Source organism: Trichococcus sp., assembly GCF_049684335.1.
GTDB lineage: Bacteria > Bacillota > Bacilli > Lactobacillales > Aerococcaceae > Trichococcus.
On record NZ_JBAVFV010000055.1, the window covers coordinates 1 to 15,511 of the forward strand.

Consider the following 15,511-nt stretch of genomic DNA (forward strand, 5'->3'; position numbering starts at 1 on the left):
TGTTCCGCCACCTTCTGTTTTGTAGGCTGGGTTATTATTCCAGTGTGATCATATCGGCGATGACTTCATAGCCCATGTCCTGGGACAATTGGTACTCTCCAATGTTGATTTTCATGACGAGATTCCGGTCATTCAGGTACTGTTCAAAGACAGCCCGATCGGTGATGAGTCCCGCACTGACCAGATTGTCGATGACGACGGACGTAGGTTGTCCGGAAGTGATGACAAACGTGACTACCGTGTTCACGGCAGGTGTAGCTGAACTTTCAGCAATGCTAGCTGTTTCAGCCGGAGCACTGGAGGCCACTGCAGCTCCCTCGGCAGGAGCACTGCTTGTTGTTGCTTCATTAAGTTGCTTCTGCAATTCCAATTCCGCCAAAGTACTTTCATATTTCTCTTGATAATCCGTTGAATCGGCATTTGCTTCTCCGTTGAAGGTGCTGCCAGGGAGTGCTTCCGGATAGAAGAGCTGGAAGCCGGCCAACAGTACGGCAGACAACAAAAAACCGATGGATATAAAACGAAGATTTTGTTTGTTCACTTTATTTTCTCCTCTATACGATTGATTGCTCTATGTAGTTATCGACAACGAGTTGCACGGTGGTGATAGGGACGGACAGTTGCTCTGCAATCTCATCAAACGTTCTTCCGCTTGTATACAAAGTGATGATGTGCTGCTTAGTCAGGTTGTGTACTTTTTTGACGGTCTGCGGATCTTCGGAAACGGGTACTTCTTTTCCCAATTCCCCTTCTATAGCGATGAGTCGTTGCTTCAATTCATGGATTTCCTCCGTTAATTGTAAGGTGTATTCACTCATCTCATCAGCGAATTTGCGATCATTATCTTTTACGAAAAATGATGCAAACAGTAATATGATTGCAATTGTCAGTAAGACAATCACGATGGTCCATTGTTCCATCTTTGTCACCTCAATTCTTCTTTTTGACGCCTGATAACATTCTAATGAAATTCGGGTGTTTCTGCAACCTTATCTGGGATTTTATTAGCTTAAAGCTCAAAAAAGTGGACTTGTACAGAACTTGTTCAAAAAATAGTGGCATAATTTTTCTATAAGTGATACAATGAGAAACGCAGAAGATGATTCGATCTTCAATTTTTTTATGTTTGGAGGGAAGAATATGCGGTTAAATATTACATTGGAATGTACGGAGTGTAAAGAACGTAATTACTTATCAAAGAAAAACAAACGTAACAACCCGGACCGTCTTGAAGTGAAAAAATATTGTCCACGTGAAAGACGCGTGACTTTGCATCGTGAAACAAAATAATTAAAACGACAACAGGATATCCTGTTGTTTTTTTATTTTATCCGGAAGGGTATGATATAGAGTGTAAACGGCGTGGGACAGACTGCTTAAGGAGGGTTTACGATGAAAGAACAAATAAGAATAGAGATGCTGGGAAAATTGAGAAGTTTGCCGTCCAAAGAACGGATTAGGATGGAGCAAGAGCTGACCACCGCAGTCTGCAATAGCGACGAATGGCATGTTTCAAAGACGATCGGAGTCACCTGGTCGAATTTTCCGGAAATCGATACGCATAAAATCATCCAAAAAGGGCTTGAAGAAGGCAAGAGGATGGTCGTGCCCTATTCCGGCAAGAACCGCGTGATGACTTTTCATGAATACTTGCCGGATACAGCCATGTCGAAGAGCAAGTTCGGCATCATGGAACCTGTTGATAAGAGCAACACGGTTCCGCCTGAAGCAATCGATCTGCTGCTTGTTCCTGGATTGGCGTTTTCTGAAACGGGTTACCGCGTCGGGTTCGGCGGCGGCTACTATGACCGCTATCTGGCTGCATACAAAGGGCACACCTTGTCGGTGCTGTTCCCATTCCAATTGTTCGAGGATCCGCATTGGGAAATCGAAGCGTTTGATGTGCCCGTCCAAAAGTTGTTGACAACAGCATTCTAGTATAAAATAGGATAATAATGGAAGGGAGAGCATCACGATGCGGGCATATAATACCAAAAGATCCTATTTACCGGATCAATTCTCTGTAACACACTTGTTCTTGGCTATTCAGATCGTCATTTTCCTACTGATGACCCTGAACGGGGGAAGCACCAATGTACTGACGCTTATCCTGTTCGGCGCCAAATTCAACCCAGCCATCGCGCAAGGCGAATGGTGGCGTTTGATTGCGCCTATGTTCATCCATATAGGCTTTACGCACATTCTGGTGAACAGCATCACCCTGTATTATTTGGGCACGCAGATGGAAAGTCTCTATGGCTCTTTGCGATTTGCGCTGATCTATCTCCTGAGCGGATTGATGGGGAATCTTATGAGTTTTGCCTTCAATGATTCAATTTCTGCTGGTGCAAGTACCTCGCTTTTCGGGTTGTTTGCTGCTGCTATCGTTCTGGGCCGTCAGTTCCCACACAATTCTGGGATCCAGCTTATGGCCCGGAATTTTACGATGCTGATTTTCCTGAATTTCTTCTTCGGCTTTTTTTCCTCAGCAGTCGATAATTTCGGGCATCTTGGCGGAGCACTTGGCGGGGCGCTTTCGGCCGTGTTCATCGCGATGCCGCGCACTGCCAAAAGCCAAAATGGATTGAGGCTTCTTTTTCTGGTCATTTATTTTGTGAGCGCTATATTCTTTGCTTATTCGGGTTTAATGCGGACCGGTTTTGCGTTATACTAGATACAAATTGAACAATTGGAGGAAATGACGTGTATAAAAAATTTATCGGTATTGATTTAGGCGGCACTTCAGTGAAATTGGCTATCTTAACAGCAGAAGGCGATATCCAGCAAAAATGGAGCATCCCCACGAACATAAATGATGAGGGGACGCACATCGTACCTGATATCATAGCTTCGATCAAACATCATCTGGATCTCTACCAACTGACTGCTGAGGACTTTCAGGCCATCGGCATGGGATCGCCGGGAGCGGTGGACCGTGAAGTCGGTACCGTCGAGGGTGCTTTCAACCTGAACTGGAAAACACCGCAGCCTGTACGTGAAGCGATCGTGCGGGAAATCGGCATCCCTATTTTTATAGACAATGATGCAAACGTTGCCGCGCTGGGGGAAAAATGGCGAGGCGCCGGTGCGGATGATCGCGACGTCGTATTTGTGACGCTTGGCACAGGTGTCGGCGGGGGAATCATAGCGGAAGGCAATCTGATCCATGGGACTGCAGGTTCCGGCGGCGAAATCGGCCACATGACTGTAGAACCAGGCGGATTTGACTGTACGTGCGGGAAGAAAGGCTGTTTGGAGACTGTCGCCAGCGCAACCGGCGTCGTCAAATTGGCCCGCAAACATGCGGAAGAATATGCCGGTGACTCGCAGCTCAAATTCATCATCGACGATGGCCAGGAAATCACTTCAAAAATGATTTTTGATTTAGCGAAACAAAACGATGAATTGGCTGAGCTTGTAGTCGATCGCGCTGCCTACTATCTGGGTTTGGCCTGCAGCCATATCGGTAATCTTTTGAATCCAGCTTATATCGTCATCGGTGGCGGTGTATCCGCAGCCGGGGAATACCTTTTGGAGCAAGTAAGAACCTATTTTGCTGAATTCTCATTCCCGAACGTCAAGAAGACTACGCATATCAAATTAGCCGCACTTGGAAATGATGCCGGAATAGTTGGAGCAGCTTATCTTGCACTGACGGAGATCAATAAATAGGGGCCTGAACATTTTCGGCAAAAGAAAATGCGGGAGGATGGGGGATGGCATGGGGAAAAAAGGACTAGCGTGGTTCATTCTCTCACTCTCAAGTGTTTTTATTCTGGTGGCCTGTACACAGCGTTTGACGTATCCCAACCAGCCTGGCGCAAGTGAGCCGAGCCTTTCTTCCGGCAGCGACTTCCCATCCATTTCCAAGGATGAATTCCTTTATACTGTGGGCTGGCTGGACGACAAGACTATTCTTGTCGCGCTGGAATCAAATGGAGAATACGGTTTGTACAGCCATGACCTGCTCACGGGGGAAGAACAGCTGGTCCGGGCTTTTTCAGAACGGCTTGTTTTTGCTGCGCTTTCCGCAAACGGTAGGCGGGTGCTGGTGCAAGTCGCAACGCAACAAGGAAATAATGTCATGATGATCGACAAAACAGGGAAATCATTGGCTGATTTTCATGTTTCTGAAGGGATCTTGAAGAGCGTTTCCTGGAATCCAACCAACGAAGAGCAGTTGTTCCTTTCCGTCCAAAAAACAGTGGGTAGACCCGTCAATTACCTTTGGGATTTGTCTGAGGAAGAATGGAAAGAACTGCCGGATACAGAGGATATGCCGGTTTGGTATTCAGAAAATATGTATCTCCACATGAAAAGCGGGACGGATGGCGCATCTGCGCTGGTATTGAGTGATATCCGGTTTCCCGGCAAAGATACGGTCATTGATCGGGAAATACTCGCATACGGACTGGAAGATGAATCGGTATGGGTAGTGACACCTTCAGATTTCAATGAGGCGGAGCTGTTTGTCATTTCCTACTATCCTCTTCTGATTACCCAAGGCTATGTTACCCTGCCGCGCAGCACCGATGGAAACGGACTTGTCATCCCGGAATTTACAAAAGGGATTGCCTCGGATGAAACGTTTGCTGTCATCCCGAAACATGAGCCAGGGAGCGTTGATGGCATCATCTTTGAACTCGCAAAGATCGGCTTTTCCGCAAACACTACAGCGGCGCTGACTGAAGTCGAGCGAATGGCTCCGATTTCGGCATCGCCAGATTCGACCTATGTGCTTTACGGAAGGCGTTACGAGTATCTGTACGATGTGGAACGCAATCGTTGGATACAATTGGCGGAATAGAAAAAAATCGTCAAAACTGTAGCAATCCGCCTTCCACAAGTGTAAAATATGAGAGCAAGAGTATGGAAAGGATGAATTTATTTGAATTTAACAGGAATTGATATTTTTAATATCGTATTATGGATATTCATCATCGGGTATGCTATTTATCAAGCTTATTTTTATTTCCAAAGAAAGAATGCGGCGACGACGCTAACTGCAGAGGAATTCAGAAAAGACCTGCGTAAAGCGCAATTGATCGATGTCCGCGAAAAAACCGAGTTCGATGCAGGCCACATATTGGGAGCGAGAAATATCGCTTATTCTGCTTTCAAACAACGTTATCAAGAAATCCGCAAAGATCAACCAATTTATCTTTACGATCAAAATTCCATGTTGAGCGGACGCTGCGCAGCAATTTTGAAAAAAAATGGCTACAAAAATATTTTCATCCTGAAGGGCGGCTATGCCGGCTGGGACGGCAAAGTCAAAAAAGGCATCTGAGTGAATGAAAAAGGTTCCCGGAATCAGCTTATGGATTCCGGGAACCTTTTTGAATTTTGCTTATTACATATTGATGAATAGAGAGTACAGGACTGAGATGATCGAACTGCCGACCATAGCCAACAACATAACCCAAATGACGAATTTGCTGAATTTAGTGAATTTTGAAGAGGTAGTACCCGTTTTCTTTGTCAACATTATTCCCACCTTTTGTTTTTTACATGGCATAGTTTACAACAATAACATCCAAAAGTAAACGTTTGGGAATCCGGTAAAAGAAAAGAAAGCCATTATTTTCAATTGTTTGCTTTCCATTTAGGCGGATTTTTGTTAGGATTAAGATTATATAATGATGTGTTTATCATGAAGGGAGAATTTATTTATGTCAAAACAGCAAATTGGCGTTGTCGGGATGGCCGTAATGGGCAAAAATCTAGCATTGAACATTGAAAGCAGAGGTTATTCCGTTTCTGTATTCAACCGCTCCGGTTCAAAAACTGAGCAAGTGATCGCGGAAAATCCAGATAAAAAACTGGTTCCTACTTATACAATTGAAGAATTTGTTGAGTCTTTGGAGAAGCCAAGAAAAATCATGATGATGGTAAAAGCTGGGGAGGCAACCGATAAAACGATCCAATCGTTGTTGCCCCATTTGGATAAAGGCGATATCCTGATCGACGGCGGGAATACTTTCTACAAAGATACGATCCGCCGCAGCAAAGAATTGGAAAACTCAGGCATCAATTTCATCGGAACTGGTGTTTCCGGTGGTGAAGAAGGCGCTTTGAAAGGCCCTTCAATCATGCCTGGCGGACAACGCGACGCATACGATCTGGTTGCACCGATTTTGGAACAGATTTCCGCTAAAGCTCCGGATGGCGAGGCATGCGTAGCCTACATCGGCAAAGATGGCGCTGGACATTACGTTAAGATGGTCCACAACGGAATCGAGTACGGAGACATGCAATTGATTGCAGAAGCCTATGACATCATGTACAAGTACCTTGGCATGTCAGTGGAAGAAATTGCTGCAGTCTTCATCGAATGGAACAAAGGCGAGTTGGACAGCTTCCTGATCGACATCACAGCTGACATCTTGACTAAATACGATCCTGAAACAGGTAAACCAATGGTCGAGATCATCTTGGATCGCGCCGGCAATAAAGGCACGGGTAAATGGACTTCCCAAAGTGCATTGGATTTAGGTGTTCCGTTGCCGTTGATCACCGAATCTGTTTTTGCCCGTTACATTTCCGCATTGAAGACAGAACGTGTCGCTGCCAGCGAAATTCTGACTGCCCCTGCTGTTACGGCTAAAGAGGGTCTTGATAAAGCCGCGTTTGTGGAGAGTATCCGCAAAGCTCTGTATTTCAGCAAAATCATGAGCTACGCACAAGGGTTCGCTCAAATGCGCGTTGCCAGCGAAGAAAATGATTGGGATCTGAATTATGGCGAAATCGCTAAAATTTGGCGTGCAGGCTGCATCATCCGTGCGCAATTCCTGCAAAACATCACGGATGCTTACGAGAAGAATGCTGAACTGCAGAACCTGTTGTTGGATGACTACTTCGTGGACATCACGAAACAATACCAGGGAGCTGTACGTGAAGTGGTTGCTACAGCTGTGATTGCAGGCGTTCCTGTACCGACATTCTCATCTGCAGTAGCTTATTTCGATTCTTACCGTTCTGCTGTCTTGCCTGCAAACATCATCCAAGCACAACGCGATTACTTTGGAGCGCATACGTATGAACGTACAGACAAAGCTGGTTCTTATCACTTCGAGTGGGATAAAGAAGTGGAAGTTCCACAAGACTAAAGCGATATAGTGCCATTCTGGCCTACATTTATGTCATCCGAAGCCGTGCTTCGGATGACATTTTACTATCAGGATCATTTAATTAAGACTAATTCCCAACAGTATGTTAAAATAAAATGAAATTGTAATGGCATGTTGTTATTATTCAAATGAGACATTAGGGGAGAATTCTATGGAAAATAGAGACAAACAAAGAATATTGATTATCGAAGATGAAAAAAATCTGGCGCGTTTCATCGAGCTTGAGTTAAAACACGAAGGCTACGAAACAGAAATTTGCTACAACGGCAGAGCAGGCCTTGAAGCGGCCATGAGCCAGGACTGGGATGTCATCCTTTTGGATCTGATGCTTCCTGAATTGAACGGCATCGAAGTTTGCCGTCGCTTGCGTCCGGTCAAAGATACGCCGATCATCATCATGACCGCCCGCGATTCCGTCATCGATCGTGTATCCGGTTTAGACCACGGAGCCGATGATTATATCGTGAAACCATTTGCCATCGAAGAACTCTTGGCAAGGGTACGTGCTTTGCTGCGCCGCATCGACATCGAAGAAGAGCAACGCAAGGTGAAACAGACGACTGTGACATATCGTGATTTGACGATCGAAAAGGAAAATCGTGTCGTGCGCCGTGGCGACGAGCACATCGAATTGACCAAACGCGAATACGAATTATTGTTGATCCTGATGGAAAACATCAACGTTGTCCTTTCAAGGGATGTATTGCTGAACAAAGTATGGGGATACAAGACAGAAGTGGAAACAAACGTAGTGGATGTATATATCCGATATCTGCGCAATAAAATCGATGTAGCCGGCCAAGAAAGTTATATCCAAACGGTTCGTGGCACCGGATACGTTATGCGCTCATAATACTATGCGCAGAATCAATTATATGCCAACCAAAAAAAGAGGAAATCCCAAGTCCATTCGGTGGAAATGGGGTTTTCTTTTAAGTATAGCGTTCTTCCTACTGTACTTTCTTTCCGCTTTGCTGATGCTGAATGTCTACAAAAGCTATCAATACAACGAACAAAAAGATGGCGCTGAGAAGTTGTTGACTTCGGTCCAAACTGCGCTATCTGAAATCGATACGAAGCTGTCAGTCAACAGCGTCGAAAGCATGTTTGAGAAAATTTCTGTTTCCACTGTGACGAAAGGGCTCCAGTCTGTAGGGAACTACCCGTTTTTGGAGGATCTCAAGAACAGAGGGGCGAACATACGCGTATTCGATACAGATGGACAGCTGCTCTATGAGACGCAGAAGAGCTACACGACATTCATCAAAAATCCCGATAAGTATTTGCGCGAAACAAAACTGAACAATCTTGAAGCGTTTGTCGCAGGCAGCCCGATCCTCAGTGAAGAAGACTCCTTCCTGCTCGGGTATGTCCAGATTGTTTACCGATTGAATGATTATCATAAAGTCGTCTCACAGATGACGCGGTATTTCTGGTTAGTCACGGCAATCGTGCTCGTTTTGTCGGCGGCGGCAGGCTATGGCATCGCTATTTATTTCTTCAAGCCCATCAAACAGATGGTTGACACGATGGATGCGATCGAGGAAGACACGTTGTCGGAGACCCGGATCAAAATATCAAAAAGCAAGGACGAATTTACCGACCTTTCTGTCCATATCAACGGCCTCCTGGATAAAATGGCGCTGTATGTCACCCAACAAAAGCAGTTTGTGGAAGATGTCTCGCATGAACTTCGGACGCCGACAGCCATTGTTGAGGGGCATCTGAAATTGCTGAACCGTTGGGGCAAGGAAGATCCACAAATACTGGATGAATCGCTTGCCGCATCCTTGACCGAAATCCAGAGAATGAAGACTTTGGTTCAGGAGATGCTGGATCTTTCCCGTGCGGAACAAGTCGAAATCCATTATAAAAATGAAGTGACACCGATCCGGAATGTCGTGCTGCACACGTTCCATAATTTTAAGATGCTCTATCCCGATTTCGTGTTCAATCTGGATGATGATCTGAATCGCGAAATCTATGTGAACATCTATCGCAACCATTTTGAGCAAATATTGGTGATTTTAATGGACAACGCGGTTAAATATTCGACGGACCGGCATGAAATCCATCTTTCGATTTCCGAATCCATGTCCTATGTCCAGATTGCCATCCAAGATTTTGGCGAGGGGATGTCCCAGGAAGATCAACAGAAGATTTTCTCGCGTTTTTACCGCGTCGATAAAGCCAGATCGCGGAATAAAGGCGGGAACGGCTTAGGTCTGTCGATCGCGAAAGAATTGTTGGAAGGCTACAAGGGTGACATCACCGTCGAAAGTGTATTGGGGCATGGATCTGTTTTCCGCATCCAGTTGCCGATACTGAAGAATTATACGCCAGAGGAAGAATTGTAAAAAAAACAGGAGTCAGTTCATGTTGTGAACTGACTCCTGTTTTTTAATTGGATCATTCTTTTGATTGTTTACCTGCGTTGCGGCCTTTTTTGCCATCCGTTTGTTGATTCTTGGCGGACAAAGCTTTTACCGCTTGCGTAGGGGCTGAATCGGAAGCTGGCTTAGCCATTTTCACGTTCTTCTTGACCGGACGATCCTTCATTTCATCTTCAACTTGCTTCTGAATTTTAGGTTTGATCATGTGATTTTGAAGCGCAGTCTGGGCTGCAGCGAAAATACCGCCAGCCAGCCAATAAAGTGCCAATCCTGCTGGTGAAGACCACGAGAACATGAGAATCATGATTGGGTTCATCAGCATCATCGACTTCATCTGTGATTTGGTTTCCTGAGGCATGCCGATTGTTGAAACATAGCCTTGAATCACATAAGCGACACCTGCCAAGATTGCCAACAAAGGACTGCTGACACCAAGGTTGATACCAAGGAATGTACTTGCAGAAATTTCCGGCGTCAAATTGACGGCCTGATACATAGCTGTAAAAATCGGCATCTGGATCAGAATCGGTAAGCAACCGACGCCGCCTGTCATGCTGATGTTGTTTTCTTTGTACAATGCCATCATTTCCTGCGAAACTGCCGCTTTCTCTTCAGGCGACTGGGCATTTTTTTGACGGAATTGGATATCTTCCAATTCTGGTTTGATATACTTCATTTTTTCTTGCTGTACCATCGTTTTTTTGATTTGGCTAAAGTTCAAAGGCATGATGGCCAAACGGACAATGATTGTGATAACGATGATGGCCAGCCCGTAGTTACCGTTAAGCATTTCCGCAAGCATAACGATCAATTTGCCTGTAGGCACCACCAAATAGTCATATATAAAGCCAGTTGGGTTTTTATTCTTATCATATTGCATGCAGCCTGTAAGAACTACTAACAAGGCCATCATTTCCGCGGAAAGCAATAACTTCTTCTTAAGTTTCATCATTCACGTTCCTTTACAATTTTTCGATAACATTACCACTATACATGAAGGGGAAAATTTATTCAATTGGTTACGCGAAAACTTATGTAATTCTCAATGTTGGCGTCTTCAAGAATGGAAAAGGCATCTACTTTTCCGCTTGGCGAGGGACTGCGTTTGACTGCCGCGATGAAGGCGTCGATTTTATCGGTCGGTCCGACGGCTTCGATATAGACGCTTCCGTCATCCTCGTTCCTTACGATGCCGGCAATGCCGATCTGGTCAGCCACCATTTTTGTCATGTAACGGAATCCAACGCCTTGGACCCGGCCATTTACGGTCATCTTGATTTTCTTCATTCAGATTACCTCCAAATTCTAGAATGAGCTTGCGCTTCAGTTTATTAATCTAGTTTACAGCCTTCCTAAAGAAGTTTCAATCCCGATACATTGAGCGGGAATAATTTTCCGAGCTATGCTATACTTTTCGCAACAAAGAAGGTGATAGCATGTACCAAGTAATACGGACCGTGGGAGAATATGAACCCTGGTGGTTTTTTGAAGATTGGATGGATTTCATTGTGGAATCGACAGAATATGCCAATTTCCAGGAGGCGGTCGCTGCCTATGAGCGGGCTGCGGAAAAACTATCAGCAGTTTACCCATTCCAAAAAACAAAGGAAGACTACCTGACTGCCTACTGGTCAGACGGAGAAATCCGTTTTTGTGAGAATTGCGATGACGATGTGCAATTGTATCACGGACTGATGCTGCTGCAGGACAGGAAAAAACTTCATCAAGAATAACGGATAAAATTCCAAAAAGCTGCTGCTGCCTGTATTGACGGGAAACAGGAGCTTTTTGTCCGCGCGGATTGATTGAAAAATAGCCTCGTAAAGGGTTCGTTTTGTAGTATAATGAACAGATACGGGTAATCAAAGGAACAATCTATGGCCTGCTGTTTTATGCAGACGGGCAGTGGTTTTGAGTAAAAGTTAAAAAAGGAGTTGGCATGTTTGGCGAAACGAACGACGACAACAAGAAAGAAAAAGAAGGCGACCGGGCAGAAGATATCCTACGAGCTTATCGGCGTGCTGTTTCTTTTCAGTTCAGCCTTGGGGATCGGGCAACTCGGTTTTGCCGGGATTGCGTTGGCGAATTTTTTCCGTTTTTTTGTCGGCGAAACCTACCCGGTCAGCCTGGCGCTGTTCGGTGCCTACGGTCTGTACCTGATTTTGAGAGGAAAAGAACCCAAAATAAGAAAGAACTGGCTGATCAGCGGAATCCTGCTTTATTCAGCAGAGTTGCTTTATCTCCATTCACAGGCTTTTGAAGCAGTCGTAACGGAGGGTGCGTCGGTCGTGTCCGTTACGCTTGCGCGTTTTTTGACTGATGTCAGGCAAGCGGATACGGCTTCAGAGATGGGCGGGGGTTTGATCGGAGCAGCCTTCTATACTGGAACCCATTTTTTGGTTTCGCAATGGGGCACTTACATTATCATCGGCCTGCTTGTTTTTTTTGGTACGGCGGTCATATTCGGCTTCACGACGCATGATGTCATGGAAGTCGTGCGCAAAGTTGCCCTGACCTTTGGGCACAACAGTAAACGAGCAGTGCTTTACACAAAAGAGAAAGTGGCTAGCTCAATTGTCGATTCGAAAACAGTGAAAAGATCGACTAGGTCAAATAGCGCTTCGACCGACAAGAAACCTTCAATAGTCGAAAAAGCCAAAAATCAAATAAAAAACGAATCGGCAGCGAAGAAATTGATGAAGGAAGAAGCAGAAGCTTTGAAAGCATCAGAAAAAGACACACTCGCCGAAAAAGAGCGTGAACCCGTTCAGCTGAAAATTGACAGCTTCCAGAAGCAACTTGAAAAAGCAGCTGAATACAAATGTGCGGACAATGAAAAGAGCACGTCAGCCCAACCAGCCAGCCTGGCAAAAAAACCAGCCGGAAGCAGCGAGGAAGATAACAGCAGCGAGCTGGAGTTCGAAATCACTGCCGAGCAGGAGAACAGGGATTACCAATTGCCGCCGGTCACTTTACTGAATGAAATCAAAGCGATTGATCAATCGAATGAATACGCGACAATCGAAAAAAATGTCAAAAAGCTCGAAGAGACGTTTGCGAGCTTCGGGGTGGAGGCTAAAGTCACGAAAGCGAACCTCGGACCTGCCGTGACAAAATATGAAATCCAACCAGCCGTAGGGGTGAAGGTCAGCAAAATTGTGAGCCTCAGTGATGATTTGGCGCTGGCCTTGGCGGCAAAGGATATCCGCATCGAAGCGCCGATACCCGGGAAATCCTTCATCGGCATAGAAGTGCCGAACAGTGAAGTCAGTGTCGTATCCTTCCGAGATGTCATGGAAGGCCAAAAGCACACAGACAAGCTGTTGGAGGTACCGTTAGGCCGGGACATCTCCGGCGTCGTTCAAAGCGCGAATCTGACGAAGATGCCCCATCTCCTGATTGCGGGTGCAACCGGAAGCGGGAAATCGGTCTGCATCAACGGCATCATCACGAGCATCTTGATGAAAGCCAAACCGAACGAAGTGAAGATGATGATGATCGATCCGAAAATGGTGGAATTGAACGTCTATAACGGGATTCCCCACTTACTGACGCCGGTGGTCACAAATCCCCGCAAGGCGGCGCAAGCGCTCCAGAAAGTCGTGACGGAAATGGAAAGAAGATATGAATTGTTTGCCGGTACCGGCATGCGTAATATCGACGGCTACAACAATCTGATTGTCGAATACAATCTGGAAAACGGGGAAAATAACCCTACGTTGCCATACATAGTGGTCATCGTGGATGAGTTGGCCGACTTGATGATGGTGGCCAGCAACGAGGTCGAAGATGCGATCACCAGATTGGCGCAGATGGCACGGGCAGCGGGAATCCATATGATTTTGGCAACGCAACGGCCTAGTGTCGATGTCATCACCGGCATCATTAAAGCGAACGTCCCTTCCCGGATTGCGTTTGCCGTATCCAGTTCGATCGATTCCAGAACGATAATCGATGGCTCCGGGGCAGAAAAGTTATTGGGCAGAGGGGATATGCTCTTCCGTCCGATGGGTGAAAACAAACCGATTCGTGTGCAAGGGGCGTTCATTTCCGACGAGGAAGTCGAGCACATTGTCACTTTCGTCAAAAATCAGCAAGAAGCGAACTATGTCGAGGAAATGATGCCGACTGAAGCGGTGGCGGCTGCAAGCGAAGAACCGGAAGATGATCTCTTCGGTGAAGCTGTAGAGTTCATCAGATCGGATGAAACGGCGAGCATATCCAAATTGCAGAGGAGATTCCGGATCGGCTATAATCGGGCAGCGCGGCTGATCGATGAGATGGAAGCAAGAGGGATCGTCGGCCCGGCTGATGGAAGCAAGCCCAGAAAAGTGAACATTAGCGAAGGGATATATGAAAATGATACGGATATCCACTTTGATTCCGAGGTTTAACCCGAAGCATTCCGACAAATATATGGATATTAAATGAAAAAACGATTACAAAACAAATCAATATCATTTATTTTTTTTGGAATGCATGATATGATATTTTTTGTAAGAAGCTTGTACTTACAAGTTTAAAAAATTGAAGTTTATTGGAGGGGTCATGGTGAAGAAGCAAAAATATGTTAGTTTATTGGCATTAGGTTTAGGTGTCAGCACAATCCTGGCAGCTTGCGGTGGCAACGGCGACACGTCTGACAGCAGTGCAACAGGTTCAAGCACAGCAGAGGGAACGGAAGATAACTTTACTATCGCAATGGTTACCGACGTCGGCGGCGTGGATGACAAATCATTCAACCAAAGCGCGTGGGAAGGACTTGTTTCATGGGGCGAAGAGAACGGCAAAGCAAAAGGGATCGATGGATATGATTATATCCAATCAAATGCCGACTCGGAATTTGTGACAAACTTGAACACTGCCGTAAACAGTAATTTTGATCTAGTATTCGGTATCGGCTATAAGTTGAAATCGGCGATGCAGGATGTGGCAACGCAGAACCCTGATACAATGTTCGCCATCATCGATGATGTCATCGAAGGCGAAAACACAGTATCTGTATCATTCAAAGATAATGAGGCTGCTTTCTTGGCAGGTGTCGCTGCTGCTAAAACAACCAAAACCAACCAATTAGGTTTCATCGGCGGACAAGAGAGTGTCGTAATCGATCGCTTTGAAGCAGGATTCGTAGCCGGTGCCCAATCAGTAAATCCTGATATAGATGTAAAAGTAGAATATGTCGGCTCGTTTGGCGATGCTGCGGGCGGGAAATCTAAAGCTGCTGCAATGTACGCGAGCGGAATCGATGTCATTTATCAAGCTGCCGGAGATTCCGGAAATGGCGTATTCTCAGAAGCTAAGGATATCGTAAAAGCTGACCCTTCAAAAGAAATCTGGGTAATCGGTGTTGACCGTGACCAAACAGAAGAAGGCTTGTTGACTCTTGACGATGGCACTGAAAGAAACCTTACTTTGACTTCAACGTTGAAGGGTGTGGGCACTGCAGCCAAGGATATCGCTACATTAACGATGAACGGCGAATTTCCGGCAGGAGAAGTGCTGAATTTCGGTTTGGCTGAAGAAGGCGTCGATTTGACTGACGGACAATTGAGCCCCAATGCTTTGACTGCTGTCAACGATGCAAAAGCACAAATTTTGGAAGGAACGCTTGCTGTTCCGGAGTCTCCAGAAAACTAATCACTTTTTTTAAATCTTTAAAGAAGCAACTTGATTCCGGTTTGGGATATTGAGTTGCTTCTCTTTTTTTCGCGCATAGTTCCCCAATAAAAAAAGTTCCGCCTAAAGCGGAGGAACAAATGTTTATTTTTTGTGACAAACAAAAGTGGATAGGATTTTGGAAATACTTTATAATAGGTGTGAAATGGTGTTTTACGGTATTATATTTTATAAGCGTGTCTCACTGCTGCATGAGGGAATGCATGCATTCAATATTAGTAAGGGGTGGAATCAGCATGACAGAAGAAAATTATGTCATTGAGATGATTGGCGTAACAAAAGCTTTCGGCAATTATAAAGCGAATGATG

General features: G+C 45.4%; 17 protein-coding genes. 12 read left to right on the forward strand and 5 right to left on the reverse strand.

Going from position 1 to position 15,511, the window contains the following annotated elements; all coding sequences use genetic code 11:
- Nucleotides 1-34: 34 nt before the first annotated feature.
- The gene (locus WBM30_RS10085) at nucleotides 35-541 is read right to left on the reverse strand and encodes a hypothetical protein (protein ID WP_424900596.1); all 507 of its coding nucleotides are present in this window, start codon (nucleotides 539-541) and stop codon (nucleotides 35-37) included.
- A 13-nt stretch (nucleotides 542-554) separates the two neighbouring features.
- Nucleotides 555-920 (reverse strand): hypothetical protein, encoded by a 366-nt coding sequence (locus WBM30_RS10090; protein WP_424900597.1) that lies wholly within the window; start codon nucleotides 918-920, stop codon nucleotides 555-557.
- A gap of 220 nt (nucleotides 921-1,140) precedes the next feature.
- Between WBM30_RS10090 and rpmG the strand changes: the two genes are divergently transcribed.
- From rpmG to WBM30_RS10120, 6 genes are all read left to right on the forward strand, one after another.
- A complete protein-coding gene (rpmG, locus tag WBM30_RS10095) occupies nucleotides 1,141-1,290 on the forward strand; it encodes a 50S ribosomal protein L33 (RefSeq protein WP_068560829.1) in 150 nt (49 codons plus the stop codon).
- A gap of 102 nt (nucleotides 1,291-1,392) precedes the next feature.
- Complete coding sequence (locus WBM30_RS10100) at nucleotides 1,393-1,938, forward strand: 5-formyltetrahydrofolate cyclo-ligase (protein WP_424900598.1); 546 nt, start codon at nucleotides 1,393-1,395, stop codon at nucleotides 1,936-1,938.
- Nucleotides 1,939-1,975: 37 nt separating this feature from the next.
- Nucleotides 1,976-2,674 (forward strand): rhomboid family intramembrane serine protease, encoded by a 699-nt coding sequence (locus WBM30_RS10105; protein ID WP_424900599.1) that lies wholly within the window; start codon nucleotides 1,976-1,978, stop codon nucleotides 2,672-2,674.
- 29 nt (nucleotides 2,675-2,703) lie between these two features.
- On the forward strand, nucleotides 2,704-3,672 hold the full coding sequence (locus WBM30_RS10110; RefSeq protein ID WP_424900600.1) for an ROK family glucokinase: 969 nt from the start codon (nucleotides 2,704-2,706) through the stop codon (nucleotides 3,670-3,672).
- A 49-nt stretch (nucleotides 3,673-3,721) separates the two neighbouring features.
- Nucleotides 3,722-4,807: a hypothetical protein gene (locus tag WBM30_RS10115; RefSeq protein WP_424900601.1), complete on the forward strand. Its 1,086-nt coding sequence runs from the start codon at nucleotides 3,722-3,724 to the stop codon at nucleotides 4,805-4,807.
- A gap of 81 nt (nucleotides 4,808-4,888) precedes the next feature.
- Nucleotides 4,889-5,290, forward strand: coding sequence for a rhodanese-like domain-containing protein (locus tag WBM30_RS10120; RefSeq protein ID WP_424900602.1), 402 nt, complete (start codon nucleotides 4,889-4,891; stop codon nucleotides 5,288-5,290).
- Between the two features lie 63 nt (nucleotides 5,291-5,353).
- Here the strand turns inward: WBM30_RS10120 and WBM30_RS10125 are convergent, their stop codons facing one another.
- Nucleotides 5,354-5,488 carry a DUF4044 domain-containing protein gene (locus WBM30_RS10125; RefSeq protein WP_424900603.1) on the reverse strand — a complete coding sequence of 45 codons (135 nt, stop codon included), beginning with the start codon at nucleotides 5,486-5,488 and terminating at the stop codon, nucleotides 5,354-5,356.
- Nucleotides 5,489-5,672: 184 nt separating this feature from the next.
- Between WBM30_RS10125 and gndA the strand changes: the two genes are divergently transcribed.
- From gndA to WBM30_RS10140, 3 genes are all read left to right on the forward strand, one after another.
- The gene (gene gndA, locus WBM30_RS10130; RefSeq protein ID WP_424900604.1) at nucleotides 5,673-7,109 is read left to right on the forward strand and encodes an NADP-dependent phosphogluconate dehydrogenase; all 1,437 of its coding nucleotides are present in this window, start codon (nucleotides 5,673-5,675) and stop codon (nucleotides 7,107-7,109) included.
- 172 nt (nucleotides 7,110-7,281) lie between these two features.
- Nucleotides 7,282-7,983 carry a response regulator transcription factor gene (locus WBM30_RS10135; RefSeq protein ID WP_424900605.1) on the forward strand — a complete coding sequence of 234 codons (702 nt, stop codon included), beginning with the start codon at nucleotides 7,282-7,284 and terminating at the stop codon, nucleotides 7,981-7,983.
- A 124-nt stretch (nucleotides 7,984-8,107) separates the two neighbouring features.
- Nucleotides 8,108-9,487 (forward strand): HAMP domain-containing sensor histidine kinase, encoded by a 1,380-nt coding sequence (locus tag WBM30_RS10140; RefSeq protein ID WP_424900606.1) that lies wholly within the window; start codon nucleotides 8,108-8,110, stop codon nucleotides 9,485-9,487.
- A gap of 52 nt (nucleotides 9,488-9,539) precedes the next feature.
- On the opposite strand, the gene yidC is transcribed toward WBM30_RS10140, so the two are convergent.
- Complete coding sequence (yidC, locus tag WBM30_RS10145; protein ID WP_424900607.1) at nucleotides 9,540-10,472, reverse strand: membrane protein insertase YidC; 933 nt, start codon at nucleotides 10,470-10,472, stop codon at nucleotides 9,540-9,542.
- 62 nt (nucleotides 10,473-10,534) lie between these two features.
- On the reverse strand, nucleotides 10,535-10,810 hold the full coding sequence (locus WBM30_RS10150) for an acylphosphatase (protein WP_424900608.1): 276 nt from the start codon (nucleotides 10,808-10,810) through the stop codon (nucleotides 10,535-10,537).
- 149 nt (nucleotides 10,811-10,959) lie between these two features.
- Here WBM30_RS10150 and WBM30_RS10155 point away from each other — a divergent pair, with 149 nt between their 5' ends.
- From WBM30_RS10155 to WBM30_RS10165, 3 genes are all read left to right on the forward strand, one after another.
- The gene (locus WBM30_RS10155) at nucleotides 10,960-11,256 is read left to right on the forward strand and encodes a DUF1033 family protein (protein WP_424900609.1); all 297 of its coding nucleotides are present in this window, start codon (nucleotides 10,960-10,962) and stop codon (nucleotides 11,254-11,256) included.
- 210 nt (nucleotides 11,257-11,466) lie between these two features.
- Nucleotides 11,467-13,917 carry a DNA translocase FtsK gene (locus tag WBM30_RS10160; RefSeq protein WP_424900610.1) on the forward strand — a complete coding sequence of 817 codons (2,451 nt, stop codon included), beginning with the start codon at nucleotides 11,467-11,469 and terminating at the stop codon, nucleotides 13,915-13,917.
- 157 nt (nucleotides 13,918-14,074) lie between these two features.
- A complete protein-coding gene (locus WBM30_RS10165; protein ID WP_424900611.1) occupies nucleotides 14,075-15,163 on the forward strand; it encodes a BMP family ABC transporter substrate-binding protein in 1,089 nt (362 codons plus the stop codon).
- The last annotated feature ends 348 nt before the right edge of the window (nucleotides 15,164-15,511 follow it).

Coding starts and splice junctions, on each gene's coding strand:
- WBM30_RS10100 (WP_424900598.1), top strand. CDS start 1,393: ATGAAAGAACAAATAAGAATAGAGATGCTGGGAAAATTGAGAAGTTTG.
- rpmG (WP_068560829.1), top strand. CDS start 1,141: ATGCGGTTAAATATTACATTGGAATGTACGGAGTGTAAAGAACGTAAT.
- WBM30_RS10105 (WP_424900599.1), top strand. CDS start 1,976: ATGCGGGCATATAATACCAAAAGATCCTATTTACCGGATCAATTCTCT.
- WBM30_RS10115 (WP_424900601.1), top strand. CDS start 3,722: ATGGGGAAAAAAGGACTAGCGTGGTTCATTCTCTCACTCTCAAGTGTT.
- WBM30_RS10135 (WP_424900605.1), top strand. CDS start 7,282: ATGGAAAATAGAGACAAACAAAGAATATTGATTATCGAAGATGAAAAA.
- WBM30_RS10090 (WP_424900597.1), bottom strand. CDS start 920: ATGGAACAATGGACCATCGTGATTGTCTTACTGACAATTGCAATCATA.
- WBM30_RS10125 (WP_424900603.1), bottom strand. CDS start 5,488: ATGTTGACAAAGAAAACGGGTACTACCTCTTCAAAATTCACTAAATTC.
- yidC (WP_424900607.1), bottom strand. CDS start 10,472: ATGAAACTTAAGAAGAAGTTATTGCTTTCCGCGGAAATGATGGCCTTG.
- gndA (WP_424900604.1), top strand. CDS start 5,673: ATGTCAAAACAGCAAATTGGCGTTGTCGGGATGGCCGTAATGGGCAAA.
- WBM30_RS10150 (WP_424900608.1), bottom strand. CDS start 10,810: ATGAAGAAAATCAAGATGACCGTAAATGGCCGGGTCCAAGGCGTTGGA.
- WBM30_RS10155 (WP_424900609.1), top strand. CDS start 10,960: ATGTACCAAGTAATACGGACCGTGGGAGAATATGAACCCTGGTGGTTT.
- WBM30_RS10140 (WP_424900606.1), top strand. CDS start 8,108: ATGCTGAATGTCTACAAAAGCTATCAATACAACGAACAAAAAGATGGC.